The 24,283-nt window shown below is 69.9% G+C and carries 23 protein-coding genes; 14 read left to right on the forward strand and 9 right to left on the reverse strand.

The genetic code is table 11. The features are described from left to right. The first annotated feature begins 66 nt into the window (after positions 1–66). Positions 67–1,908 carry an ABC transporter ATP-binding protein gene (locus tag ACIQI8_RS26380; protein ID WP_402356033.1) on the forward strand — a complete coding sequence of 614 codons (1,842 nt, stop codon included), beginning with the start codon at positions 67–69 and terminating at the stop codon, positions 1,906–1,908. 342 nt (positions 1,909–2,250) lie between these two features. On the opposite strand, the gene ACIQI8_RS26385 is transcribed toward ACIQI8_RS26380, so the two are convergent. Continuing rightward, a complete protein-coding gene (locus ACIQI8_RS26385) occupies positions 2,251–2,769 on the reverse strand; it encodes a CGNR zinc finger domain-containing protein (protein WP_402355162.1) in 519 nt (172 codons plus the stop codon). Between the two features lie 37 nt (positions 2,770–2,806). Here ACIQI8_RS26385 and ACIQI8_RS26390 point away from each other — a divergent pair, with 37 nt between their 5' ends. After that, positions 2,807–3,487, forward strand: coding sequence for a hypothetical protein (locus ACIQI8_RS26390; RefSeq protein WP_402355164.1), 681 nt, complete (start codon positions 2,807–2,809; stop codon positions 3,485–3,487). Between the two features lie 20 nt (positions 3,488–3,507). On the opposite strand, the gene ACIQI8_RS26395 is transcribed toward ACIQI8_RS26390, so the two are convergent. Beyond that, on the reverse strand, positions 3,508–4,902 hold the full coding sequence (locus ACIQI8_RS26395) for an ATP-binding protein (RefSeq protein ID WP_402355167.1): 1,395 nt from the start codon (positions 4,900–4,902) through the stop codon (positions 3,508–3,510). Further along, positions 4,899–5,588: a response regulator transcription factor gene (locus ACIQI8_RS26400; RefSeq protein WP_402355169.1), complete on the reverse strand. Its 690-nt coding sequence runs from the start codon at positions 5,586–5,588 to the stop codon at positions 4,899–4,901. Before ACIQI8_RS26400 ends, ACIQI8_RS26395 begins: the two co-directional genes overlap by 4 nt. A gap of 467 nt (positions 5,589–6,055) precedes the next feature. On the opposite strand from ACIQI8_RS26400, the gene ACIQI8_RS26405 reads away from it, so the two are divergent. From ACIQI8_RS26405 to ACIQI8_RS26425, 5 genes are all read left to right on the forward strand, one after another. Beyond that, entirely contained in the window at positions 6,056–7,081 is a 1,026-nt protein-coding gene (locus ACIQI8_RS26405) for an alcohol dehydrogenase (RefSeq protein WP_402355171.1), read from the forward strand. 166 nt (positions 7,082–7,247) lie between these two features. Then, entirely contained in the window at positions 7,248–8,777 is a 1,530-nt protein-coding gene (locus ACIQI8_RS26410) for an APC family permease (protein ID WP_402355173.1), read from the forward strand. A 145-nt stretch (positions 8,778–8,922) separates the two neighbouring features. Next, a complete protein-coding gene (locus ACIQI8_RS26415) occupies positions 8,923–10,152 on the forward strand; it encodes a glycoside hydrolase family 88 protein (protein ID WP_402355175.1) in 1,230 nt (409 codons plus the stop codon). Between the two features lie 150 nt (positions 10,153–10,302). After that, positions 10,303–11,064, forward strand: coding sequence for a sulfite exporter TauE/SafE family protein (locus ACIQI8_RS26420; RefSeq protein ID WP_402355177.1), 762 nt, complete (start codon positions 10,303–10,305; stop codon positions 11,062–11,064). Between the two features lie 9 nt (positions 11,065–11,073). Next, complete coding sequence (locus tag ACIQI8_RS26425; RefSeq protein WP_402355179.1) at positions 11,074–11,604, forward strand: AAA family ATPase; 531 nt, start codon at positions 11,074–11,076, stop codon at positions 11,602–11,604. Here the strand turns inward: ACIQI8_RS26425 and ACIQI8_RS26430 are convergent. From ACIQI8_RS26430 to ACIQI8_RS26440, 3 genes are all read right to left on the reverse strand, one after another. Then, the gene (locus tag ACIQI8_RS26430) at positions 11,549–13,198 is read right to left on the reverse strand and encodes an MFS transporter (protein ID WP_402356036.1); all 1,650 of its coding nucleotides are present in this window, start codon (positions 13,196–13,198) and stop codon (positions 11,549–11,551) included. The two genes, ACIQI8_RS26425 and ACIQI8_RS26430, sit on opposite strands and share 56 nt — an antisense overlap. Positions 13,199–13,314: 116 nt before the next feature. Further along, positions 13,315–13,782 (reverse strand): MarR family winged helix-turn-helix transcriptional regulator, encoded by a 468-nt coding sequence (locus tag ACIQI8_RS26435; protein ID WP_402355181.1) that lies wholly within the window; start codon positions 13,780–13,782, stop codon positions 13,315–13,317. Positions 13,783–13,874: 92 nt separating this feature from the next. Continuing rightward, a complete protein-coding gene (locus ACIQI8_RS26440) occupies positions 13,875–14,462 on the reverse strand; it encodes a TetR/AcrR family transcriptional regulator (protein ID WP_402355183.1) in 588 nt (195 codons plus the stop codon). A gap of 159 nt (positions 14,463–14,621) precedes the next feature. Between ACIQI8_RS26440 and ACIQI8_RS26445 the strand changes: the two genes are divergently transcribed. Continuing rightward, positions 14,622–15,641 carry an aldo/keto reductase gene (locus ACIQI8_RS26445; RefSeq protein WP_402355185.1) on the forward strand — a complete coding sequence of 340 codons (1,020 nt, stop codon included), beginning with the start codon at positions 14,622–14,624 and terminating at the stop codon, positions 15,639–15,641. 24 nt (positions 15,642–15,665) lie between these two features. Further along, the gene (locus tag ACIQI8_RS26450; protein WP_402355187.1) at positions 15,666–16,544 is read left to right on the forward strand and encodes an LLM class flavin-dependent oxidoreductase; all 879 of its coding nucleotides are present in this window, start codon (positions 15,666–15,668) and stop codon (positions 16,542–16,544) included. 355 nt (positions 16,545–16,899) lie between these two features. On the opposite strand, the gene ACIQI8_RS26455 is transcribed toward ACIQI8_RS26450, so the two are convergent. From ACIQI8_RS26455 to ACIQI8_RS26465, 3 genes are read right to left on the reverse strand one after another with little or no spacing between them, the layout of a single operon-like run. After that, positions 16,900–17,490 carry a PadR family transcriptional regulator gene (locus ACIQI8_RS26455; protein ID WP_402355189.1) on the reverse strand — a complete coding sequence of 197 codons (591 nt, stop codon included), beginning with the start codon at positions 17,488–17,490 and terminating at the stop codon, positions 16,900–16,902. 41 nt (positions 17,491–17,531) lie between these two features. Next, positions 17,532–18,956: an aldehyde dehydrogenase gene (locus ACIQI8_RS26460; protein WP_402355191.1), complete on the reverse strand. Its 1,425-nt coding sequence runs from the start codon at positions 18,954–18,956 to the stop codon at positions 17,532–17,534. After that, positions 18,953–19,663, reverse strand: a complete 711-nt coding sequence (locus ACIQI8_RS26465; protein WP_402355193.1) for a class II aldolase/adducin family protein — start codon at positions 19,661–19,663, stop codon at positions 18,953–18,955. The genes ACIQI8_RS26460 and ACIQI8_RS26465 overlap by 4 nt, the downstream gene beginning before the upstream one ends. 145 nt (positions 19,664–19,808) lie before the next feature. On the opposite strand from ACIQI8_RS26465, the gene ACIQI8_RS26470 reads away from it, so the two are divergent. The 5 genes from ACIQI8_RS26470 to ACIQI8_RS26490 all read left to right on the forward strand — a co-directional run bounded on the left by ACIQI8_RS26470 (position 19,809) and on the right by ACIQI8_RS26490 (position 24,221). After that, a complete protein-coding gene (locus ACIQI8_RS26470; RefSeq protein ID WP_402355195.1) occupies positions 19,809–20,693 on the forward strand; it encodes a VOC family protein in 885 nt (294 codons plus the stop codon). A gap of 85 nt (positions 20,694–20,778) precedes the next feature. Further along, positions 20,779–21,555, forward strand: a complete 777-nt coding sequence (locus tag ACIQI8_RS26475) for a 2-keto-4-pentenoate hydratase (protein ID WP_402355197.1) — start codon at positions 20,779–20,781, stop codon at positions 21,553–21,555. 1 nt (position 21,556) lies between these two features. Next, on the forward strand, positions 21,557–21,781 hold the full coding sequence (locus ACIQI8_RS26480) for a 4-oxalocrotonate tautomerase family protein (RefSeq protein ID WP_402355199.1): 225 nt from the start codon (positions 21,557–21,559) through the stop codon (positions 21,779–21,781). A gap of 120 nt (positions 21,782–21,901) precedes the next feature. Beyond that, positions 21,902–23,392, forward strand: coding sequence for an aldehyde dehydrogenase family protein (locus tag ACIQI8_RS26485; protein WP_402355201.1), 1,491 nt, complete (start codon positions 21,902–21,904; stop codon positions 23,390–23,392). 352 nt (positions 23,393–23,744) lie between these two features. Continuing rightward, a complete protein-coding gene (locus tag ACIQI8_RS26490; protein WP_402355203.1) occupies positions 23,745–24,221 on the forward strand; it encodes an ester cyclase in 477 nt (158 codons plus the stop codon). Positions 24,222–24,283 lie beyond the last annotated feature (62 nt).

Genomic DNA, 24,283 nt, shown 5'->3' on the forward strand with positions numbered 1-24,283 from the left:
CCCTCGTCTCTTAATCCCCCATCAAGAAAGTCCTCTTCGGTGAACTCGTACGACGACCGGCAGACGATGCGGCTGCGGTTGCGGCCGGGGCCGCACCTCTCCGGCCGCCACCGTAGGACGACGACACCACCGGCGACCGGCTTGACGGATCGTCAGGCATTCGCCCGCTTCTGGCCTTTGACCAAGGGCGACCGCCACTGGCTGGCACTGATCTGTGTCTGCGTCACGGTCTCCGCCCTGTGCGAGACCGCCGCCATCCTGCTCTTCGGTGAACTCACCGACCACGCCCTGCGGAAGGGTTCGCCGGGCGCTTTCTGGGGGCCGGCGGGAAAGTGGCTGGGCGTGGCGGTGGTCGGGGCCGCGGTCGGATACCTCGGCAACTCCCTTGCCGTATGGACTGCTGAGCGATTCGTCATGCGGCTGCGCGCCCATGTCTTCGGACATGTCCAGAGTCTGCCGCCCGATTTCTTCCAACGGCATCGCCAGGGCGATCTGGTCGAGCGGCTGACGGGTGACGTGGAGGCCATTGAGGAAATGGTCGTCTCGGGGGTGGTCGGCACCATTTCGTCCGCCTGCAATGTCCTGCTGTTCTCGGCCGCCGCTCTCTGGCTGCGCTGGGACCTCGCGCTCGCCACTTTTGTCCTCGTACCCGTGCTGTGGCTGACCGTGAGGAGATTCTCCGGGCCGCTCAAGTCCGTCGCCCGCGACGAGCGCGTCGCCGACGGGGCGATCACGTCCGTCGTCGAGGAGGCCCTCGGGAACATCGTCCTGACGCAGGCCTACAACAGGACGGCGGCCGAGGAGAACCGGCTGCGCCGGGAGGCCCGGGCGTGGATGCGGGCGTCCGTGAGCGGCGCGCGCATGAGCGAGTTCTACGAGCAGTTGGTGGAGGTGATCGAGACGCTGTGCGTCCTCGGCGTCATCGGGCTGGGCGCGTGGGAGATCTCCCAGGGCCGTATGACGCTCGGTCAACTCCTGTCCTTCTCGGCGTTCTTGGGCTACCTCTATCCACCGCTCCGCGGTCTCGGCCAGCTCGGACTGACCGTCACCGCCGCCACCGCGGGCGCCGAACGACTCCTGGAGATCCTCGACGCCGAGCCCGCCGTCACCGATCCGCCACCGCACCGGGCCGTCCCCGAGTGGCGGGTCCACGGCACGCTGCGACTCGACCGGGTGGGCTTCCGCTATCCCGGACAGGACGCGGCCACCCTCAGCGAGGTGTCCCTGAGCGCCCGGCCCGGTGAGTTCGTCGTGGTCACCGGCCCCAGCGGCGCCGGCAAGTCGACGATCGCCAAGCTGCTCCTGCGCTTCTACGACCCGACCCAGGGACGCGTCCTCCTCGACGGCGTCCGCTTGGACGAGGTGGCGGTGCCCTTCCTGCGCGAGCAGGTCACGCTGTTGCCGCAGCAGACCCTGATCCTGCACGACACGATCCGCGAGAACATCGCCTGCGGCCGTCCCGGATCCACCGGTCAGGACATCGAACGGGCGGCGCGGGCCGCGGCCGCCCACGAGTTCATCACCGCCCTTCCGGAGAGCTACGAAACGCGGATCGACCCGCACACCGCCCAGCTGTCGGGCGGGCAGCTCCAACGCATCGCGATCGCCCGTGCCATGCTGCGCGACGCCCCGGTCCTGATCCTCGACGAGCCCACCAGCGGCCTTGACGCCCTGGCCGCGCGCCGGATCATCGGCCCGCTGCGCCGGCTGATGTCGGGCCGGACCACCCTGATGATCACCCACGATCTGCGACTCGCCCCGGAGGCGGACCGCATCGTCGTGCTCGACCGGGGAAGGGTCGTGGAATCCGGGACCCATCACGAACTCCTGGCCCTGCGCGGGGCCTACACGCAACTGCTCGGCGCGCCGCGGGGAGTCCGGTTCGGGAGGACCGAGCCGGGTCACTGACGCGGGGGCCGGGATCCCGCGCCCCCGACGAGCTGCACCCCGAGCAGGTGACCACCTGCTCGGGGTGCAGCTCGCAGGCGTCGGGAACGTAGCCGTCGTAGCCGACCACCTGAAGCCGCGGCGGAGACGTGAGTACCTCACCGACCTCCGCGCATCTGCGCCAGTGCAGGTGGAGCACGATCTCGAAGCTGCCCGCGCCGTTTACGTCGAAGGGACACCAGAAGACCTGGAGCAGATCACAGCCGTCCGGGCCCGGCGACCCTAAGTTCCCGGCGGTGTCGGGCTTCCGGCATCCCCTCGGTCGCGCTGATCCGCCGACGAGCGACTTCGCGACAGACTCCGCTACGAGTCCTTCGCCGCCCGTGCCCGATACGCCGCGACCGTCGTCCGGCTCGCGCAGGCGTTGGAGCAGAACCGGCGTGTCCGGTTCCGTGACTGGTCCACGAAGTAGTTCCCGCACCCGGCTGCCGCGCAGCGTCCGAGCGTCACCGTCGGATCTCCCGCCGCGACCAGGGCGAGCTGGGCGGCGATCAACTGGCCGGCCCAGCGCTCGGCCGGGGTGCCGTTGCGGCTGAAGTGGATGTGCCAGCCACCGAGGCCGTCGTGGTCGGAGAGGTGCATCTCCGGCGGATAGTCGCGCAGCAGGCGGTGCACGGCCTCGGGGGCGTCGCCGTCGACCGCTTGTGCCAGGGCCGAACGCACGAGGTCCGGCAGTTCGCCGTAGTCGCCGTCCGGCGGCGGAGCGACCTCGTGCTCCGCGAAGAACGTGGCGGCCAGTTCCCCGTGTTGGTCGAGGGTTCCCGTATTGGCCAGCTCGACAGCCAACCGCACCACGTTGCCGACGTAGTCACCGTATTGCACTTGACCGCCTACATCGCCGCTTCCTAGTGTAGGTGCCATGGTAGCTGATGGCGCCTACGTGGCCCGCCGTCTGTACGTGCTCGGGGAATGGGACGCCGCGCTCGCCGCATTGGGCCCGGACGCCGAGCCCGAACTGCGCGCGGAGATCGCCGTCGACCGATGGTTCTTCCGGATCGAGGGCCACGAGGAGGCCGCGAAGGCGGTCGAGGCACTTGATCCCGCGTCTCCGACCCGGTACCTGCTCACCGGGCGACTGGCCTACAGCCGCCTGCTGTTCCGGCGCGACCCCCGCCCCGACGACCGAGCCGTGGCCGAGGCCGGCTACCGCGCGGCGGTCGAGAGCGGCGACGAGAAGACACGCGCCTGGGCCCAGTTCCACTGGGCCGTCCTGCTGGACAACATCGACGAGGACCAGGACGGCGCCCTCCCGCTCTACGAGACGTCTCTCGAAGTGGCGACGAAGACCGGTGACGGCTACCTCGAGTCCTACATCATCCGGCACCTCGCCGTGCACAAGGAGCCCGCCGAGCGGACGGCGATGCTGCGCCGCTCACTTCACCTGCGCGCAGCGCCCGGCGCCCGGCCCCAGACACTCGCCGCGCAGGCCCTCCTCGCCCACAACCTCCCCGAGAACGACCCCGAACGCGCCGAGCTCCTGCGGGTGTTCCGGCCGGGTGCGGAGGAACTGCGGATCGGCTGGCTTCTGCGCGAGGCCTGATCCGCCGAACGCCGTTTCTCCTAGGGCTCCGTCCGCCCGCTCTGCACCGAAAGCGTCGCCATCAGTCCGCCGCCGGGCGCGTCACTGAACGCGAGTGCGCCGCCGTGGAGTTCGGCCTGCTGCTGCACCAGGGCCAGGCCCAGCCCTGAGCCGTGACTGTGGGGTTGGGGTCCGCGGGCGAAGCGCGCCTTGACGGCTTCGCGTTGCTCGGCGGGGATGCCGGGGCCGTTGTCGGAGACGGTGACGTGCGCGCAGCCGGCGTCCCAGCTGAGGGAGACGTGGACCTGGCCGTGGGGTCGACGGCCGTGCAGGGCGGCATTGTCGAGGAGGTTGTCCACGGCCAACCGCAGTCCGGCGGGCCAGCCCTCCACAGGGGGAGCCGGTTCCGCGGCGGCGAGGTGGAGGGCGTAGGCCGTGCCCGGGTGGCGGTTGCGGGCGTGCCGTACCGCCTCGTCCAGCAGCGCGGGCAGATCCACCGCAGCCCGCGGTGGCAGCGCGTGGGCGTCGCCGCGGGCGAGGATCTGCAGGCCCTCCAGCAGGGCCGTGATCCGGCGATGCTCGACGGCCATGGCGTCCAGGGCCTCCTGGCGCTGGGCGGTGGGGAGTTGGGGGTTGCGCTGGAGTGTCTCCAGGTTCATGCCGAGCGTGGTCAGGGGGGTGCGCAGCTCGTGGCCCGCGTCCGCGGTGAAGCGACGGGTGGCCCGCATGCTGGTCTGGAGCTGGCCCAGCATGCTGTTGAGGGAGGCTGACAGGTCGGCGACCTCCTGCGGACGCGTGACCTGAGGGAGCAGCCGGGAGGTGTCGGCGGGGCGGATGCGCTGGGCGCCGGTGCGCAGCCGCTGGAGCGGTTGCAGGATCACCCGGGTGATCAGCCAGACGCCACCGCCCGCGACGAGGGTGGCAAGGGCGGCCACCCCGGCGACGATGCGCGTGTTGTCGGCGAGCCGCTGCTCGATCGGGTCGAGATCCTGCAGTACCTGGATGTGTGCGTCGTCGGTGCCGTCGCCGGTCGTGTCGACGGGCTCCACCAGGGAGCGCCAGGACTGGCCGCCGACCTGGACGGTGCTCAGGCCGTCGGCGGTGGGGACGGGGATGTCCACTCCAGGCTGGTCGCCTCGCGAGTCGATGATCCTGCCGCCGGAGATCAGGCGGACCAGCGACTGGCTGCCGGCCAGCAGCCCCCCGTAGTCGTCGCCCCCGTTGCCGCCCGCGCCGTCCCCTTCGGAGAGCAGCTTGTAGGCGTCTCCCTGGGCCTTGTTGGCGCGTACGGCCAACTGCCGGTCGGCGTCCGTGCGATCGCGGTGGTCGATCCGGTCCACGATGATCAGCCCGGCCAGGGCGACCACCACCACGACCAGGACCGCGACGCTCGCGGTGATCTGTGAGCGCAGGCTGCGCGGGAGGGGGAGTCTCACGGCCGCAGCGCGAATCCGACGCCGCGCACCGTCCGCAGGATCCGCTGCTCGCCGCCGGCCTCCAGCTTCTTGCGCAGATAGCCGACGAACACGTCGACCACGTTGGTGTCCACGTCCCAGGTGTATCCCCACACCTGCTCCAGCAGCTGGGTCCGGCTCAACACCTGCCCGGGCCGCTGGGCCAGCGCCATCAGGAGGTCGAACTCCCGTGTCGTCAGGCCCAGTTCGCGCCCGGCACGGGTGGCCTCGCGGCGGACGGGCTCGATGGCGAGGTCACCCAGGACGAGAGGGCGTTCGTGGCTGGTCTCGTGGAGACGGACCAGGGCGTGCAACCGGGCGGCGAGCTCCACCACCGAGAACGGCTTGACCACGTAGTCGTCGGCGCCGGCCGCGAGACCCGCGACCCGGTCGTCGACCTCGTCGCGGGCCGAGAGCATGCACACCGGGATGGTGCGCCCCTGCTGCCGCAGCCGGCGTACGGCCTCGACCCCGCCCAGACCGGGCATGACCATGTCGAGCAGGACCACCGAGGGCAGCCGCGCGGCGACCTCCTCCAGCGCGGACTCGCCCGTGCCGGCCTCCCGGATGTCGAAGCCCTCGACGGACAGCCCGAGCCGCAAAGCCTGACGGACGCCCTGGTCGTCGTCCACGACGAGGACCTCCGGCTTGCGCCGCGCCATCGACATCACGCTCACTTCCGTGCCGGGGCGAGGGACGGGCCGCCACCTGAGTCCAGTATGTCCGGACGATTCACAAGACAGATTAAGAGCGGAACCCGCAGGTCACCGGCTTCTCCTGCCTGGCGCGGCGGCTGTGTGGGGCAGGGCGCTCAGACAGGGCGGTGTACGGACACCGGAAGGTGTGGCGCCCCGAGCCGTTCGCGAGCGGGGCGCTGCCGTCGGGTTGTCGGGCCGGTCGGACAGTGGTGGGATGGATGCGCTCGCGCGTCGCAACGCGCGCGACAGGGAGGTGACCCGCAGGCGACACATGCCGGGCACGATGTCACGCTCCGTGGGTTTCTGTCGTGCCGGGCGTGCTCTCCGGCGAGGCCCGCCCCCTCACCCCTCCTGCTCGACTTCTGTTCGACGCGCACGATCGGCCCCGGCTGATCCACTGGTGCGGGGGCGGTCGTACGCGACTTCCGGGGAGACCTATGAGTACCTATCGAGTGGCACAGGTGGCCGCCGCAGGCGGGACCTTCGAGATCATCGAGCGTGACGTACCGAGGCCGGGCCCCCGACATGTGCGGGTGGCCGTCGAGGCCTGCGGGATCTGCCACAGCGACACCCTGTTCGTGAACGGCGCCGTACCGGGCCTGACGTTTCCGGTGGTGGCCGGGCACGAGATCGCAGGCCGCGTCGACGAGCTGGGCGAAGGAGCGGACGAGTACGGCTGGCAGGTGGGCGACCGCGTCACGGTCGGCTGGTTCGGCGGCAGCTGCGGCCACTGCAAGCAGTGCAGGCAGGGCGACTTCATCGTCTGCCAGAACCTCAAGGTCCCGGGCTGGGCGTACGACGGCGGCTTCGGCGAGATGATGATCGCGCCGGTCGACGCCCTGGCCCGGATCCCCGAGGCGCTGTCGGCGGCCGACGCGGGCCCCATGGCCTGCGCGGGCGTGACCACGTACAACGGACTGCGGCGCAGCTCCGCGCGGGCCGGCGATCTGGTCGCCGTGCTGGGCATCGGCGGCCTCGGTCACCTGGGGGTGCGGTTCGCGACGGCCATGGGCTTCGAGACCGTGGCGATCGCCAGGGGAGCCGACAAGGCCGACTTCGCCAAGCAGCTCGGCGCCCACCACTACGTCGACAGCACGGCGGACACCTCCGTCGCCGAGGCTCTGCAGTCCCTCGGCGGGGCCAGGGCCGTACTGGCCACCGCCAGCAACTCCGCCGCCATCAGTTCGACCGTGGACGGGCTGGCGTCGCGCGGTGAACTGATCGTCATCGGAGGGGCGCCCGAGTCGCTGGACATCAATCCGACCCAGCTGCTCATGAGCGCCAAGATCGTGCGCGGCCACCCCTCCGGCACGGCCCAGGACGTCCAGGACACCCTGGAGTTCAGCGCCCTGCACGGCATCCGGCCGATGACCGAGACCGTGCCGCTGGACCAGGTCGACGAGGCGTACCGGCGGATGCTCTCGGGAGCCGCCCGCTTCCGGATGGTGCTCACCACCGGGTGAGGTCACCCGGCGGCTCGTTACGGCGGCGAAACAACGCCGGGCCGGCAGACGAAACAAAACGGAAGAAGTAATGGTCAAGACTTGTAAATGAACACTTGTGCGCTTTTGTGCGGGGCCCGATCATTGGCCGAATCCCACCCGTGGCACGAGCACGCAGGAGCTCCCGGTGACCGCTGGCCAGACAGTTTTCGACGCCGTCGGCACGCCGGCAGCGGCCCAGACGGAGCGGCAGAAGCTGCGCAAGCACTTCGGCCGCTTCGACATCCTCTTCTTCCTCCTCTGCACGATCGTCGGCGTGGACACCATCGGCACGGTGGCCTCGTCGGGCGCGGAGGCGTTCACCTGGCTCATCGTGCTGGCCGTGGTGTTCTTCGTGCCCTCCGCGCTGCTCATCGCCGAACTGGGGGCCGCCTTCCCGGACGAGGGCGGCCCCTACATCTGGACCAGCCGCGCCTTCGGCCGGCTCGCGGGCGCCGTCAACAACTTCCTGTACTGGATCACCAACCCGGTCTGGCTCGGCGGCACCCTCGCCGTCTCCGCCGTCACCGCGTACACGACCTTCTTCAACGACGGCAAGGACCTGAGCACCCCCGCCTTCTACGTCTTCACCCTTGTCTTCATCTGGGTCGGCGTCCTCGCCGCGATCCTCTCCTTCGACGTCGGCAAGTGGATCCCCACCATCGGCGCCTGGAGCCGCTTCGTCCTGCTCGGTCTGTTCACCGTGACGGTCGTCGTCTACGGGATCAAGCACGGCCTGCACGGATTCGGGTTCGGTGACTTCTCCCCGACGTACGCGGGCTTCGTCGGCCTGGTCCCCGTCCTGATGTTCAACTACGTCGGTTTCGAGCTGCCCAACACGGCGGGCGACGAGATGACCGACGCGCAGAAGGACGTGCCCTTCGCGATCTTCCGCAGTGCCGCTCTGTCCGTCCTGCTCTACGCCCTGCCGATCCTCGGCATCCTGCTGGTTCTCCCGGTCAAGGCCATTTCCGGCCTCGGCGGCTTCATCGACGCGATCCGCCAGGTCTTCACCGTCTACGGCGGTCACGTCGGCGGCGACGGCACGGTCACCCTCAGCGGCGCGGGCAGCGTGCTCGGGGATCTCGCCGCGATCATGTTCATCCTCACGGTGCTGTCCTCCGGCGTCACCTGGGTCATGGGTTCCGACCGCGCGCTCGCGGTCTCCGGCTACGACGGCGCCGCGCCCCGTTTCCTGGGCGTCATCTCCAGCCGGTTCGGCACGCCGGTACGGGTCAACATCCTCAGCGGCCTGGTCTCCACCCTCGTCCTGGTCCTGGCCCACGAACTCACCAACGGCAGCGCGGCCAAGCTCTTCGGCGCGGTGCTCGGCCTCGCCATCTCGACCACCCTCATCAGCTACCTGGGCATCTTCCCCGCCCTCGCGGTACTGCGCCGCAAGGCTCCACACGTGCCGCGCCCGTACAAGGCACCCTTCCCGCGCACCATCAGCGTGGTCCTCACCCTGCTCATCCTGTTCGCGAGCGTGCAGTTGGTCGCTCCGGGACTCGGCGACCACTGGTTCGGCGCCGACTATGTGCCGGACGGCTGGAGTTACGACGAGCGCTGGAAGTACCTCCTGACGGAGGCCGTCCCGCTCGCCGGGTTCATGCTGCTCGGCGTCCTCTTCTGGGTACTGGGCAGGCCGACCCGCAGGGCGGCGGCAGTGAAGGAGTGACCGAGGCTCAAGCCGAAGCCCAACATGCGCCGCCGCACCAGCTGTTCACGTGGATGAACTCCGCACACGTGGGTGTACACCGCTGAGACTGCTGTGCAAAGCTCGGTCAACTGCGTTCTCCCGTTGACCAGTTGGAGGTGCGAGCATGACTGTTTCCCGACGTACGGTCCTGGCCACGGCGGCGGGTGCCGCAGCCGTCTACGCGTCCGCGTCACCGGCCGCGGGTGCGGTCGGTGGCCGGTTACCGGTATCGACCCTGAGCACGCTGAGCGCGGCGGCCGACTACGCGGTGGCGAAGGTCCGCGCGGTCGCTCCGAGTGCGACCGGCTTCCCGGTGGGGACGAAGTTCGAGAAATGGACGTACTCCCAGAACGGCGACTGGGTCGGCGGCTTCTGGCCCGGCACGCTGTGGATGGCCTGGCTGCACAGCGGGGACGCCGCCTTCCGCACCTGGGCACTCGCGTCAGCCGCCAAACTCGCGCCCCGGCAGACCGACACCGGAACCCACGACCTCGGCTTCCTGTTCTACCCCTCGTGGGTCACCGCCTGGCGCCTCACGGGTGACGCCAGTTGGCGCACCGGCGCCGTGCGGGCGGCCGACTCCCTGATCCAGCGCTACAACGCGCGAGGCCACTTCATCCGCGCCTGGGGCGCACTGAGCGACACGGCCAACGCGGGCCGGGTCATCATCGACACGATGATGAACCTCGACCTGCTGGCCTTCGCGAGCAAGCAGACAGGCGACCCGAAGTACCTCAACATCGCCGTGGAGCACGCGAAGACGGTGCAGCGCGTCTTCCCTCGTGCCGACGGATCGATCCCGCACGTGTACGACTTCGACCCGACCACCGGCGCGGCCATCGGGCCCAACACCGTGCAGGGCTACAGCCCCACGTCCGCCTGGTCGCGCGGCCAGGCATGGGGCATCTACGGCTTCACCACGATGTACCGGCGGACCGGCAACACCGAGTTCCTGACCACCGCGCGCAGACTCGCGGACTACGCCGTCGCGGCCCTGACCCCCGACAACGTCCCGGTGTGGGACTACCGCGCACCGCAGGCGCCCAACGACATCAAGGACGCGTCGGCCGGCGCCATCACGGCGTGCGGACTGATCGACCTGGCCGCCGCGTCCGGCCGCCCCGCCTACCGCGATGTCGCCCTGCGCCTGCTCACCGCGCTGTCGGAGACCTGCCTGACGAGGAACTCGACCCGCGCTGACGCGGTCGTCGCCCGCTGCACCCGCAACCGTCCCGCCGAGGACGGCATCGAGGTCTCGCTGCCGTACGCCGACTACTACCTCCTGGAAGGCATCCTGCGGGTACTGCGCCCGGCCGACGTCGACCGGGCGATCGACCTGTCCACCGTGGCCTGACCCGCCCTGGCCCTGACCTGGCCCCGCCCCCCCCGTCTTCCCATGTAGACGGCATCCGTACCCTGGGACGTGCATCACCCGGGCCCGCTCTGACAGCAGGCCGAGTCGCAACGGCGCGGCGTGGGACCGCTCGACCCAGGGAGCAACCGCGTGGACGCCGGCTCCGTACTGCTGCTCGCGCTCGCCGGCGTGGCCTCCGGTCTTGCCGGATCGATCGCCGGGCTCGCCTCGCTGTTCAGCTATCCGGCGCTGCTGGCGGCTGGACTGCCGCCGGTGGCCGCCAACGTGACCAACACCGTCGCGCTGTTCACCAACACCCTTGGCACGGCGGCCGGTTCCCGCGAGGAACTGCGCGGCCAGGGGCGCCGCCTGCTGCGCCTCTCGCTCCTCGCGGCCACCGGGGGAGCGGTGGGGGCGGCGCTGCTCCTGGGCACTCCGTCCTCGGCGTTCGAGCAGGTCGTGCCGTGGCTGATCGCCCTGGGATCGGTACTGATCCTCGTCCGCGAACCACTGCGACGGCTGGCCGCCAGGCGCGAGGGGAAGGCCGACGGCGCACGCCGACAACTGCCGCTGGTCTGCGCGGTGTTGCTGGTCGGCCTGTACGGCGGCTACTTCGGCGCCGCGGCCGGCGTGCTGATGCTGGCCGTGCTGTCCCTGTCGGCGAATGAACCTCTGCCCGTGACCAACGCCGTGAAGAACATCGTCACCGGCGCCGCCAACGTCACCGCGGCCGTCGCCTACGCCTTCCTCGCCCCCGTCGACTGGACGGCCGCCGTCGCCCTCGGCGTCGGGTGCCTGGTCGGCAGCCGGGTGGGGCCGGTGGTCGTACGGAGGCTTCCCGAGAAGCCGCTGCGCCTCGCCATCGCGCTGGCGGGCCTGGGACTCGCCCTCTCGCTGTGGCTGCGGGCATAAGGTGCCCGCATGGAACGGATCTTGGTGGTGGGTGTCACCGGTGCGGGAAAGTCGACCCTCGCCAGGGCAGTGGGCGAGCGGCTGGGCATTCCCTACCACGAGATGGACGCGCTCTACTTCGCGGGCCCGGGCTGGGCCGTGAACGAGAAGCTGACCGAGGAGATGACCCGGATCGCCGCCGAACCCCGGTGGATCATCGACTCGATCGGCTCTCCCGAAGTCCGTGACCTGCTCTGGGACCATGCCGACACCGTCCTGTGGCTGGACTATCCCAGGCACGTGATCATGCCGCGTATCGTGCGCCGCTCCCTTCGGCGCACGATCACGCGCGAGCTTGTCTTCGGTGGCAACAGGGAGACCTGGTCGGACTGGCTGAGCAAGGAGCACCCGGTGTGGTGGTCCTGGTCCCAACACCCCCGCCGGCACCGGGAGATCGCCGACCGTACGAGCGACCCGCGCTTCGCCCCGCTCAGCACCGTCCGCTTCAACCGCCCGGCCGAGACGGTGACTTGGCTGGCCTCTCTTCGATCTCCGAGGTAAGTGTGGGCTCGGGACGGTGGCCGCCCCGCAGAGCCGAGGCCACGGCGGAGACCAGGGCCATGCCGGCGGCGACGCTGAACACGATCGCCAGACCGTGGTGGAACGGACCGGAGACAAGGCGCGGGAAGAACGTGTGGCCGGTCAGCACCGCCCGCTGGGCCGCCGACACATGGTCGAGGGCGCCGTCGGCGGACAGCAGGTGCTGGATCGGGTTGTTGCCCAGGAAGGTCGCGAACAGCGTGCTCACCGGCGGCAGCGAAGCCGCATGCTCGGCCGCTCCCGCCGGTACGCCGTTGGCCTGAAGCCCGCTGCTCAGCGTCGCCGGCAGCCTGGACGCGAGCCCCGAGACCATCAGCGAGAAGAACACACCGATGGACAGGGCCGTACCGGAGTTCTGGAACGTGGAGCGCATGCCCGAGGCCACGCCCCGGAACTCGGCCGGCACGCTGCCCATGATCGAGGAGGTGTTCGGCGCGGAGAACAGGCCCTGGCCGAGGCCGTTGAGCAGCAGGAGCGCGGCGAAGAGCCCGTAGTCGAAGTCGACGGGAAGCGCGAGCAGCCCGAGGAAGGAGAGCGCGACGACGATCAGCCCCGCCGTGGAGAACAGACGGGCGCCGAACCGGTCGGACAGATAGCCGGAGACGGGACCCGCGACGAGGAAGCCGATCGTGAGCGGCAGCATGAAGATGCCGGCCCAGAGCGGAGTGTCCTCGAAGTCGTAGCCGTGCAGCGGCAGCCAGATGCCCTGCAGCCAGATGATCAGCATGAACTGCAGGCCGCCCCGCGCGATCGAGGTCAGCAGCGCGGCCACGTTGCCCGCGGTGAACGCCCTTATCCTGAACAGGGCGAGGTTGAACATGGGTTCGGCGACGTGCGTCTCGATGTAGCAGAAGATCAGCAGCAGGGCGACGCCGCCGAACAGGCCGGTGAGCACCCAGGGGTTGCCCCAGCCGGTGGCGCTGCCGCCGTAGGGCTGGATGCCGTAGGTGATGCCGGCCAGCAGGATTCCGGCGCCCGACGCGAAGGTGAGGTTGCCCAGCCAGTCGACGCGGCCGGGGCGGCCGGCCGAGGTCTCCCGGAGGCTGAGGTAGGACCAGATGGTGCCGGTGATGCTGATCGGCACGCTCACCCAGAACACGGCACGCCAGTCGACGACGGCGAGCAGGCCGCCCGCGAGCAGGCCGAGGAACTGGCCCGCGAGGGCGGTGATCTGGTTGATGCCCAGGGCCATGCCGCGCTGCCGGGCCGGGAAGGCGTCGGTGAGGATGGCGGCCGAGTTGGCGGTGAGCATGGACCCGCCGAAGGCCTGCACGACCCGCCACAGGATCAGCCACATCGCGCCCGCTCCCGCCCGGAACGGGTCCAACGAGAGCGCCACGGAGGCACACGCGAAGATCAGGAAGCCGAGGTTGTAGATCCGCACCCGGCCGAACATGTCGCCGAGCCGGCCCAGTACGACGACCAACACGGCCGAGACCAGCAGATAGCCCAGGATCATCCACAGCAGATAGCCGATGTTGCCCGGCGCGAGCGGATCGAGGCCGATACCGCGGAAGATCGCCGGCAGCGAGATGATCACGATGGAGGCGTCCATCGTGGCTATCAGCACACCGAGCGTGGTGTTGGACAGCGCGACCCACTTGTAGCCCGGGCCCACGGGAGTGGTCTTGTGGCGGGCGGATCGCAAGGAGCCCGGCCTGGACACGCCGCTCACAGTCGCTCCGCCAGGAGGTCGAGCAGCGGCAGGGCCGACGCGAGCGTGGCCCGCTCCTGGTCACTGAACTCGTCGAGGACGGTGCTGAGCCGGTGGATCGACTCGGAGCGCCGCTCGTCCAGCATCGCGCGACCCTCTTCGGTGACGGCCACGATGCTGCGGCGCCCGTCGGCGGGGTCGGGGGTGCGGTGGACGAGCCCGCGCTGTTCGAGGAGGGCGAGCGTGCTCGCCATGGCCTGCGGGCGCACGCGCTCCGCCTCCGCGAGCGATGTCGGCGAGTCCGGACCGTCCGACGCGAGCCGGGCGAGCACCGAGATACCGGAGAGGGACACGTCCCCCACGGCGTGCGCCTGTCGCAGCCGCCTTCTGACGCGGCCCACCGCGAGCCGGAGATCGGCCGCGAGCCGCGCGGTGTCGTTCGGGTCGAGGGTGTCGCCGCTGTCTGCTTCTGTCTCTACCTGCACATTTACTAACAGTAGGCTTAACAGCTTGGACTGCTCAATCAATTGTTAGTAAATCCGTGGCGGCCGCCGACGGTGCGGGCGTGATCCCACCGCTACGGCTGTCGCAGCCCCGCGATGAGCAGCTCGACCAGTCGGCGTGCGTCGTAATCGGGATCGCTCTCCGCGCCGATGCAGAGGTTCCCGACGCCTCGCATCAGCTCGTAGGGCTTGAGGCCGGAGCGGATCTCGCCGGCGTCGGACGCGGCTTCGAGGAGCCGGCCGCACACGGGTACGAGGCGGTCGAGGAAGTAGGCGTGCAGCGTGTCGAAGCCGGCGTTGTCGGACTGCAGCACGGCGGCGAGACCGTGCTTGGTGACCAGGAAGTCGACGAAGAGGTTGATCCACTGCCCGAGAGCGGCATGCGGCGACGGGCTGCTCGCCAGCAGGGCCGGGCCCGCCTCGGCGCAGGCGTCGACCTGGTGCCGGTAGACGGCGACGATCAGGTCCGCGCGGGTGGGGAAGTGGCGATAGATCGTGCCGAGCCCGACGCCGGCCTTCGCCGCGATGTCGCGTACCGGCGCCTCCACTCCCGAGGTGACGAAGACCGACGTCGCCGCGTCGAGCAGCGTCTCCTTGTTGCGCCGGGCGTCCTTCCGCTTGGGCTGGGCGGCCTGCCCCCGGCCCTCGTCGTCGTTCCCCACCGCGTCGCTCCTTTCGCCACCGCGCTTGCCAAAGCGGAACACGGTTCCGTATTGTCGTTTCCGGAACGGTGTTCCGTTTGCTCATGATGCCAGAGCAGGTACCCCGGCAACCACTCCGCGCACTCTCCCCGCGCTTCACCCGCCATGGAGGAACACGTCATGCAGTACCGCACCTTGGGCCGCACCGGCATACAGGTCAGCACACTCGCGCTCGGCGCGATGAACTTCGGCCGGATCGGGCGCACCACCCAGGACGAGGCCACCGGCATCGTCGACGCCGCCCTGGAGGCGGGGATCAACCTCATCGACACCGCTGACATGTACGGCCGGGGCGAGTCGGAGGAGATGGTCGGCAAGGCCGTCGCCGGCCGCCGCGACGACATCGTGCTCGCGACGAAGGCGGGCATGCCGATGGGGGAGGAGCGCAACCAACAGGGCAGCTCCCGCCGCTGGTTGGTCACCGCACTGGACAACAGCCTGCGCCGCCTGGGCGTCGACCACGTCGACCTCTACCAGATCCACCGTTGGGACCCGAAGACCAGCGACGAGGAGACCCTGTCGACTCTGACCGACCTCCAACGCGCCGGAAAGATCCGTTACTTCGGCTCCTCGACCTTCCCCGCCCACCGCATCGTGCAGGCCCAATGGGCCGCCCGCGACGGCCACTTGAGCCGCTACGTCACCGAACAGCCCGGCTACTCGATCCTCCAGCGCGCTGCCGAGACCCACGTCCTGCCGGTGACCGAGGAGTACGGGCTCGGCGTACTGGTGTGGAGCCCGCTGGCCTCGGGCTGGCTGTCCGGCGCCATCCGCGAGGGCCAGGAGGTCACGACCAGCCGCTCGACCTTCATGCCGCAACGCTTCGACACCACCGTCCCCGCCAACCGGGCCAAGCTCGACGCCGTCGAGCGACTCGCCAAGGTCGCCGACGAGGCCGGCCTGACGATGATCCAGCTCGCCCTCGGTCTCGTCACCGCCCACCCGGCCGTCACCAGCGCCCTCATCGGCCCCCGCACCCTCGACCACCTGCACGCGCAGCTCGCCGCCGCCGACACCGTGCTCACCGCTGACGTCCTCGACGCGATCGACTCGATCGTCGCCCCCGGTCTCGACCTGGCCCCGCACGAGAAGTCCGACACCCCGCCCGCGCTGCTGGACCCGTCGCTGCGGCGCCGCTGACCGCCCGAGAGGACCGACAACCTCATGACACCCACACCCACACCCACACCCCGCCCCCGCTACGGCATCATGACCGCCCCCCAACAAGTGGACTACCACGACGTCTTGAGGGTCTGGCGCGAGGCGGACGCGATCCCCGAGATCGAGCACGCCTGGCTGTTCGACCACCTGATGCCGATCGGCGGCGACCCGGACGGACCGGCTCTCGAGGGCTGGACCCTGCTCTCCGCCCTGTCCGCCCAGACCCGACGACTGCGGCTCGGCGTGATGGTCACCAGCAACCGATTCCGGCCGCCCGCGATGCTGGCCAAGATCGCCACCACCGTCGACATCGTCTCCGAAGGCCGCCTCGATTTCGGCATCGGAGTCGGCTCACGGCCCGATCACCCACTGGCGCGACGCGAATACGAGGCACACGGACTGCCCTTCCACGACTCCGCGCACGCCGTGGGCAGCCTCGCCGAAGCCTGCACACTGATCCGGCGCCTGTGGACCGAGGACAAGCCCTTCGACTTCCACGGCACGTACCACCACCTCACCGGCGCCTTCGGCAGCCCCAAACCCGTCCAGCGTCCCCACCCGCCGATCCTCATCGGCGGCCGCTCCTCCGCGACCCTGCGCGTGGTCGCCGAACACGCCGACCTGTGGAACATCCCGGGCGGCGACATCAAGGACGTGATCAGCCGCACCGCACTGCTGGACCGCTACTGCGCCGAGATCGGCCGCGACCCCGCCGAGATCACCCGCTCGATCCACCTGCCGGTCTCCTACGATCACCCGGGCGTCACCCGCGCCGCGATCGGCCTGGCGATCGACGCCGGCTTCCACCACATCGTTCTCGGCCTGCCGACGCCGTACCCCGCGCAGGTCGCTCGATGGGTCGCCGACGAACTCATTCGCTAGGCGGATGCGCGACCCGCTCCCAGCCCTCGCCGACCGGGTGCCGTATCGGTCCGGGGTCCGGCCGGTGAACTGCTCGGTGGCTTCTCGGGGGACCCGCTGGACGCCGCGCTCCATGAGCCGGCGGGGGAGTGCCGGCCGACGGCTGCCCTCAAGTGGCGTGGTTCGACACCGAGTCGGCGGATCCGTTCGAACCGGATCTGCCGTCCAAAGGAAGCGTCGAGGTTCTCGTACGCCGGGTCGATCCCGCCACGGACGAGGCCTTCGCGCTGATCCTGGCGTCGCTCGCGCGCGGGATCGCCGTCCCGCTCGCCCTCACCGTAGAGTGCGCCCACCCCGAGCGCATGGGCAGTTGCCTCTACTCGCCGTCCGGAAGCGGCTCTCGCAGCAGGCGTTGACCCTCGCGTGCCCACTCCGCCCGGGTGCGGGCGACGGCGGCCACGCCCGCGAAGACGTGCGCTTTGAGCCGGACGATGGGCTCGTGGTCGTCGGGGTCGCGCCTTTTGAGCCGCTCCACGAGCAGCGGGGTGTCCCGGTTCAGCAGGCGCTGCCGGTGTGCCTCCGCCTCTTCGGCGGCCTTTTCCTGCTCGGTGATGAACTGTTCCAGCACGGCGTGCGCGGTGTCGGCGTCGATCATGTCGAAGTTGAGTGCCTGCAGGAGCATGTGATCGCGGACCGGGCTCGGCTTCGCCGGGATGCCCAGCCAAGTCTTCAGCTCCGCAAGGCCCTTGGGCGTGATGGAGTACACGGTCCGGGTCAGCCGGGGCCCGCGGGCCTCGTCGTCGCCCTGGATGAGTCCGATGTCCTCCATCCGCCGCAGGGTGGGATAGATCTGGCTCTGGGGAGCGGCCCAGATCCAGCCGGAGGAAGAGCTGAAGAACCGGACAAGGTCGTATCCGCTCATCGGGCGTGCCTCCAGCACCCCCAGGAGCGCATGCTTAAGTGACATCGTCGATTCCTAACTCTCCGATCCGCCGGCGGGAGCCGCGGTCATGCGTCGATCCGCATCGTCACGGACTTCGGCTCGGTGAAGAACTCGCGACTGAACGTACCTCCCTCGCGGCCGATGCCGGAATCGCCCACACCGCCGAAGGGCGCTCTGAGGTCCCGGACGAAGAAGCAGTTGATCCATACGTTCCCGCTGCGCAGTCCGGCGGCCACCCGGTGCGCGCGGTGCAGGTTCTCGGTGAAGGCCATCGCGGAGAGGCCGTAGGGAGTGGCGTTGGCCAGGTCCACGCCCTCCTGTTCGGTGGCGAAGGGGGTCACGGTCACTACGGGGCCGAACACCTCGTCACGCTGGATCGGCGCGTGCGCTGGGACGTCGGTGACCACGGTCGGGCGCACGAACCAGTCATGGGCGAGTCCGCCGGTGACGATGCGGCCTCCCCCCAGGGCACGCGCGTCCAGGTAGCCGCTGACCTTGCCGAAGTGCTGTGCGCTCGCCAGCGGACCGATCTCGGTGCCCGGGTCGGAGGGGTCGCCCATGCGCAGAGCCTCGGCCGCCCGGGTGAATCGGTCCAGGAACTCCTCGTGGACCGACTGCTGCACGAAGAGTCTCGACCCGGCCAGGCACACCTGCCCGGTGTTGCCGAACGCTGCCTTGATCGTCCACTCGACCGCGCTGTCGAGGTCGGCGTCGGCGAAGACCAGGGCGGCACCCTTGCCGCCGAGTTCGAGGCTGACGGGGGTGAGCCGTTCGGCCGCGACGGCACCGATGGCCCGGCCGGTGGCGGAGGAACCGGTGAAGGTGATGCGGTCCACGTCCGGATGGCGGGTCAGTGCCGCGCCGGCGTCGCCGTAACCGAGCACGACGTTCAGAACGCCGTCGGGAATGCCCGCCTCCAGCGCGAGGCGCCCCAGCAGGGCGGCTGAGTGCGGAGTGTCCTCGGCCGGCTTCAGAACGACGGTGTTGCCCCAGGCCAGTGCGGGCGCGATCTTCCAAGTGGCCAGCATGAGAGGGAAGTTCCACGGGGCGATCGCCGCCACGACACCGGCGGATTCGTAGCGGACATAGACATGGTGTCCGGCGTCCGACGGGAGAGCCTCGGCCGCGCTGAGGCGGGCGTGGTCGGCGAAGAAGCGGAGGTTCGCCGCGGCACGTGGCACGTCATGGCCGGCCACCGCGGCCCGGGGCTTGCCCATGTCACGGGTCTCGGCATCGGCGAGGTCCTCGGCGTTCCGCTCGATCAGTTCAGCGAAGCGGTGCAGCAGACGGCCCCGTTCGGCGAAGCCCATACGACTCCACGGACCCGTGTCGAAAGCGTGCCGCGCGGCACGCACGGCGAGGTTGACGTCGGCCTCGGTGCCGCGTGCGGCCGTGGCGTACCCCGCGCGCGTGTAGGGGTCGATGTCCTCGTAGGTGGCGCCGTCGAGGGAGTCGGTCTCCTGGCCGTCGATGACGTGGCGGATCTTCACGGTGTGTGCTCCCTGGGAGTGGGCGAATCGGCTGGAGAGGTGGGTGTGGTGTCCGGCGTGCTTGCCAGGTAGGCCCAGATACGGCCGAGCAGTTCCGTACCTGCGTCCTGCCACGCGCGCTGTTCGGCCTCGGACAGGGGCCTGGCCGTGCCGGCGGCGGAGGAGATGACGGCGAGTCGCGCCGATTCCTCCAGCACCCACATGCGGGCCACGGCCTCGCCCACGGTGTGCCCCACGGTGACCGCTCCGTTTCCCCGCATGACCAGGCCGAACGCGTCGCCCAAGGTTTCCGCGAGAGTCGCGGCCCGGTCCGGGGCACGGACCAGCCGGGCGTCGTCGAGCACCGGAGTCCGGCCGCCGAGCAGTGCCCCCTGGCCGTGCAGGGGACGGATGGCGACACCCAGGGCGGTGGCCGCGTTGGCGTGGAAGGGCTGGGCGCGGCAGACGGCGCCCACGTCGGGACGGGCGGCGGCGACCGCACGGTGGATCCATGCCTCGGCCGGGACCCCGGCCGGCAGCTTCTCCCCGGTCACCGGAAGGGCTAGGAGCGCCGATTCGGTGACCGTGCCCAACGGCCGCGGCGGCGTGATGAGCAGCATGCCGTCGCCCACCCGGGCGCTGACGTGGCCGAACGCACTGACCAGCCCTGTCGCGGAAAGGACCCGACCAGCGCGTACCAGGTCGGAGCGGATCTCTGTAACACTCACGAGTTCACGATTACAGGTATAGAGATACCTGTCAATCAAAACTATTGACAGGTATCTCTATACCTGTGAGTCTCAAAATGCTTTTCGCATCGCATCGCAGTGGGAGGAATCCGATGAGGAGCCGACACGGCACCAGGGTGAGGTCATGATCGAACTCAAGGACATCGCCTACGTCCGCTCCGGCAGCGCCGACCTGGCCGCGGCCGTGGCCTTCGCGGTGGACGTGGTCGGCCTGGAACTGGTGGCGAACGCCGACGGCGTCGCCTGGCTCCGGGCTGATCAGCGCCACCACTGCCTGGCGTTCGTCGAAGGCGACAGCGGTGTGCTCTCGTCCGGGTTCGCCCTGCGGGACGAAGCGGCGCTGGCCGCGGCCGAGACGGAGCTGGAGGGCGCCGGGGTCAAGGTCGTGCGAGGTACGGCGGCGGGCGCACGCGGTCGACAGGTGCGCGACTACCTCACCTTCGAGGACCCGTTCGGCAACCTGGTGGACCTGGTGGTCGACCAAGTGGTGCTGCCCGGCCCGGTGGACTTCGGTCGCACGGCGGGGATCACCGAGTTCGGGCACCTCTGCCTGGACGCGCCGGATGTACGGGAGGCGTACCGGTTCTGGTCCACGCTGTTCAACGTCCGTGTCTCCGACTGGATCGGGGACCAGGCCTGCCTGATGCGCTTCGACCCCGTCCACCACAAACTCGCCGTGTTCAAGGGCGACCGGCCCGGGCTGTGCCACATGAACTTCCAGGTCGAGTCCATCGACGACGTCATGCGCAGCTGGCACTTCCTGCGCGAACGCGGTGTGGAGATCGAGCTGGGCCCAGGACGCCACCCTCAGTCCACAGCGATCTTCCTTTACTTCAAGGGCCCTGAGGGGCTGACGTACGAGTACTCCTACGGCGTGCGCCGCATCACGGACGAACAGGCATGGCGACCGCGCTACTTCGATCCGGACCAGCCCGATGCCATCGACCTGTGGCGCGGACCCACCCGGCGTCCCGGCACGCAATTCCAGATACCGAGGAGACCGCGATGACCCGACGGACCCCTGCCATCGCGCGCGGCGGAGACCGCCGTACGAACTCAGACGACATGCCACGACCGCACCCGGAGACCACCTCATGAGCTGGACCGTTCAGAAGGCCGCCCGCGAACTGCTCGCCCGGGAGGACGAGTGCAGAGACGGCGCACCGCTCACCGAGCAGTGGACCGATCTCGACCTGCCGACCGCCTACGCGATCCAGGACGAGACCCTCCGGCTGCGGCTCGCGCGCGGCGAGACCCTCGTCGGCGTGAAACTCGGACTCACCTCCCGCGCCAAGCAGCGCCGGATGAACGTCGACGCGCCGCTGACGGCCTGGCTGACCGACGCGATGATCCTCCCCGCAGGCGAGCGCGTGCCCCGTGACCGGCTCATCCACCCCCGCGCGGAACCCGAGATCGTGCTCGTGCTCGGCCGCGATCTCAAAGGCCCAGGTATGACTGCGGCGACCGCACTGTCCGCCGTGGCGCACGTCTGCGCCGGCATCGAACTCATCGACAGCCGCTACGAGGAATTCCGCTTCACCCTGCCCGACGTCGTCGCCGACAACGCCTCGTCCGGCTTCTTCGTCACCGGCCCGGTCGTCCGGACGCCCGAGGGAATCGACCTGTCACTGGAACCTTGCGTGCTGCGGTCGAACGGCTCCGTCCATGACACCGCGACCGGGGCCGCAGTCCAGGGTCATCCCGCCGAGGCGCTGGCTCTTGCCGCCAACGACCTCGGCCGCCGCGGGCACGTCCTCCGCCGCGGCTGGCTGGTCCTGACCGGCGGCATGACCGACGCCGTCCCCGTCGGGCCCGACACCACGGTCAGCGCGGACTTCGGCACACTCGGCCACATCGCGGTGGGAGGGTGACATGCCGATCGTGACCGTGTCCCTGGCCCAGGGCCGGACTCCGCAACAGCTCCGCGCCTGCCTGGCAGCCGTCCACCAGGCGGTCACCGAAAGCCTCGACGTCCCTGACGCCTCCGTGCGCGTCCTGCTGACAGAGGTCCCTCCCACGCTGTGGAGCAGCGGTGGAGTGACGCTGGAGGAACGCGGGCGCGGCGGAGCCGAGCCGGGCGGCGCCGCAGGAGCCTGAGCCGCCCGGCAGCCTGCCGACGGCTCCCCACCACCACCGCTCCCCGGCCTGCGGGGGCGGACCCCGAATCCGTCCGTACGAAAGGCAGTACCTCCCGTGACTCTCTCCACCAGCACAGACGTGATCACACCCGCCCCGGACCGACTCGGCCTCGACGAGGTCTACGGAGCCCTCGTGGGCGGCCAGTTCCGGCCCGCCGGACCCGACACCTTCGACGCCGTCGCCCCGGCGACCGGTGCCCACCTGGCGAAGATCTCCCGCGGCACCGCCGAGGACATCGACGCCGCGGTGGCCGCGGCGCGCGCCGCGTTCCCGGACTGGAAGGCCCTGTCCTACGAGGAACGGTCGGCGCTGCTCGTCCGCTTCGCCGACGCGCTCACCGAGGACGCCGAGCGGCTCGCCGCCATCGACGCGCTGGACATCGGCCGACGCCTGTTCGAGACACGGCTGGACTACCGGCTGGCGGCCTCCCAGTACCGCTACTTCGCCGGTGCCGTGCTCACCCACGAGGGCATGGGCCGGCCCATGCCGGGTGGCTACCTGGTCGCCAAGCGAGAACCCCACGGAGTGTGCGGACAGATCATCCCGTGGAACGTGCCCGCCATCATGACGTCGTTCAAGCTCGCCCCCGCCCTCGCGGCGGGCAACACGGTCGTGCTCAAGCCGGACGAGAACGCCTCGCTGTCCACGCTGGAGGTCGCCAAGATCGCCGCCGGTATCTTCCCGCCCGGGGTCGTCAACATCGTGCCCGGCACCGGAGAGGAAGCGGGTGCCGCGCTGACCGCTCATCCCGGCGTCGACAAGCTCGCCTTCACCGGCAGCACCGAGGTCGGTCGCCTCGTCGGCAGGGCGGCGGCCGAGCGACTGGTGCCCGCCACGCTGGAACTGGGCGGCAAGAGCCCCAACATCGTCTTCCCCGACATCGACGACATCGACGCGGTGGTCGACAACGTCCTGTTCGGCGCGCTGTGGCACAACGGCCAGGCATGCTTCGGCGGGACCCGGCTCTTCGTGCACGACACGGTGTACGACCGCCTGGTGCCACGTCTGGTCGAACAGGCCGAGTCCCTCACCATCGGTGGGCCGTTCGACGAGACCGCCCGGCTGACCTGCCTGGTCTCCGAGAAGCAGGGGCGGCGTGTGCTGGAGTACATCGAGATCGGCAAGACCGAGGGGGCCAAGCTGCTCTCCGGCGGCGAACGGGTCACCGTGGCGGGCAACGAGCACGGCTGGTTCATCGAGCCCACCCTCTTCGAGGCCACCAACGACATGCGCATCGCCCAGGAGGAGATCTTCGGTCCGGTCCTGTGCGTCATCCGCTGGAGCGACATCGACGAGGTGGTTCGGCAGGCCAACGACACCGAGTACGGACTCGCCGCCGGCCTCTACACCCGGGACCTCAAGAACGCCCTGGAGACCGCCGACCGCCTCGACGCGGGGTCCGTCTGGATCAACTCCTACGCCAACCTCGTACCCGGCATGCCCTTCGGCGGGTACAAGAACAGCGGCATCGGCCGCGAGTACTCGCACGAAGCCCTCAACATGTACAGCCAGTTGAAGGCCATCACGGTCCAGTACGAGGTGGGGGAGCCCTGGTTCGCCGGAGCGTAGGCCTCGGCGGCGGGTGGTAGGGACGACTGGGCCTGTCGGATCCGCGATGGAGATATGTGCGGTCAGGCCATGGGTCCATGGAAGTTTGTCCCGGAAGTCGCTGGTCGGGTTGGTGTTCCTCCTGGCCGGTCGGCAAGGTGGTCGGCAGGCGGAGCCCCGATGGGACGACTCGCGGCACAGCGAACGTCCCCGAACGTCCGAGGGCTTGGTGCAATCGAATGCAGCCTATGCGGCTTCCTTCACCAGCGCCTTAGCATGTCGAACGCGTTCACGTCGTGCGTACTTCTTGCAATCGAATACAGCCAGGTCCATCATCGTGGACAACTCCACCGCCCCGTCGGAGAGGCTTCCCATGACCGACCCAGACTTCCCGCCGCGAGGCATTGTCGAGGCGATCGGCGCGAGCACCGCCGAATACACGGAGGAGGAGCGGCGCAACCTGGCGTCGTTCCACGCCCAACGCCGAGCGTTGATGGCCGACCGAAAGAACTATGAGGCGGAGGGCTTCGTCCACCACCAACGCGGGATCGTGCACATCCCGGCGCTGGATCCCGCGGCACCGAAGGGGATGACTCCGGCCTCGATCCCGGACCGTACGGACGAGATCGTCGACGTCATCGCGAAAGGGGATCGCGTCTGGGCGCTGTGGTACGTCACCGGAACCCATGACGGCGACATCTACGGCATCCCGGCCACCGGACAACCCATCCGGATGCTCGAACTCGGGCTGTGGCGCTTCGTCGACGGCAAGGCCGTCGAAGCCTGGTTCTGGGCGGACGAGATGGCGCTGCTGAGGCAGATCGGCAAGATCACAGAGCCCGTCTGGTGAAGCCCGGCGTCCGGACACCCGAACTCCCGCCGTATCAACGACGCACCGACCGCAGAACACAG

The sequence above is a fragment of the Streptomyces sp. NPDC092369 genome, assembly GCF_044755245.1.
GTDB lineage: Bacteria > Actinomycetota > Actinomycetes > Streptomycetales > Streptomycetaceae > Streptomyces.

Coding starts and splice junctions, on each gene's coding strand:
- ACIQI8_RS26380 (WP_402356033.1), top strand. CDS start 67: ATGCGGCTGCGGTTGCGGCCGGGGCCGCACCTCTCCGGCCGCCACCGT.
- ACIQI8_RS26390 (WP_402355164.1), top strand. CDS start 2,807: ATGGTAGCTGATGGCGCCTACGTGGCCCGCCGTCTGTACGTGCTCGGG.
- ACIQI8_RS26400 (WP_402355169.1), bottom strand. CDS start 5,588: ATGTCGATGGCGCGGCGCAAGCCGGAGGTCCTCGTCGTGGACGACGAC.
- ACIQI8_RS26405 (WP_402355171.1), top strand. CDS start 6,056: ATGAGTACCTATCGAGTGGCACAGGTGGCCGCCGCAGGCGGGACCTTC.
- ACIQI8_RS26415 (WP_402355175.1), top strand. CDS start 8,923: ATGACTGTTTCCCGACGTACGGTCCTGGCCACGGCGGCGGGTGCCGCA.
- ACIQI8_RS26425 (WP_402355179.1), top strand. CDS start 11,074: ATGGAACGGATCTTGGTGGTGGGTGTCACCGGTGCGGGAAAGTCGACC.
- ACIQI8_RS26430 (WP_402356036.1), bottom strand. CDS start 13,198: ATGGACGCCTCCATCGTGATCATCTCGCTGCCGGCGATCTTCCGCGGT.
- ACIQI8_RS26445 (WP_402355185.1), top strand. CDS start 14,622: ATGCAGTACCGCACCTTGGGCCGCACCGGCATACAGGTCAGCACACTC.
- ACIQI8_RS26450 (WP_402355187.1), top strand. CDS start 15,666: ATGACACCCACACCCACACCCACACCCCGCCCCCGCTACGGCATCATG.
- ACIQI8_RS26455 (WP_402355189.1), bottom strand. CDS start 17,490: ATGTCACTTAAGCATGCGCTCCTGGGGGTGCTGGAGGCACGCCCGATG.
- ACIQI8_RS26470 (WP_402355195.1), top strand. CDS start 19,809: ATGATCGAACTCAAGGACATCGCCTACGTCCGCTCCGGCAGCGCCGAC.
- ACIQI8_RS26475 (WP_402355197.1), top strand. CDS start 20,779: ATGAGCTGGACCGTTCAGAAGGCCGCCCGCGAACTGCTCGCCCGGGAG.
- ACIQI8_RS26480 (WP_402355199.1), top strand. CDS start 21,557: ATGCCGATCGTGACCGTGTCCCTGGCCCAGGGCCGGACTCCGCAACAG.
- ACIQI8_RS26490 (WP_402355203.1), top strand. CDS start 23,745: ATGACCGACCCAGACTTCCCGCCGCGAGGCATTGTCGAGGCGATCGGC.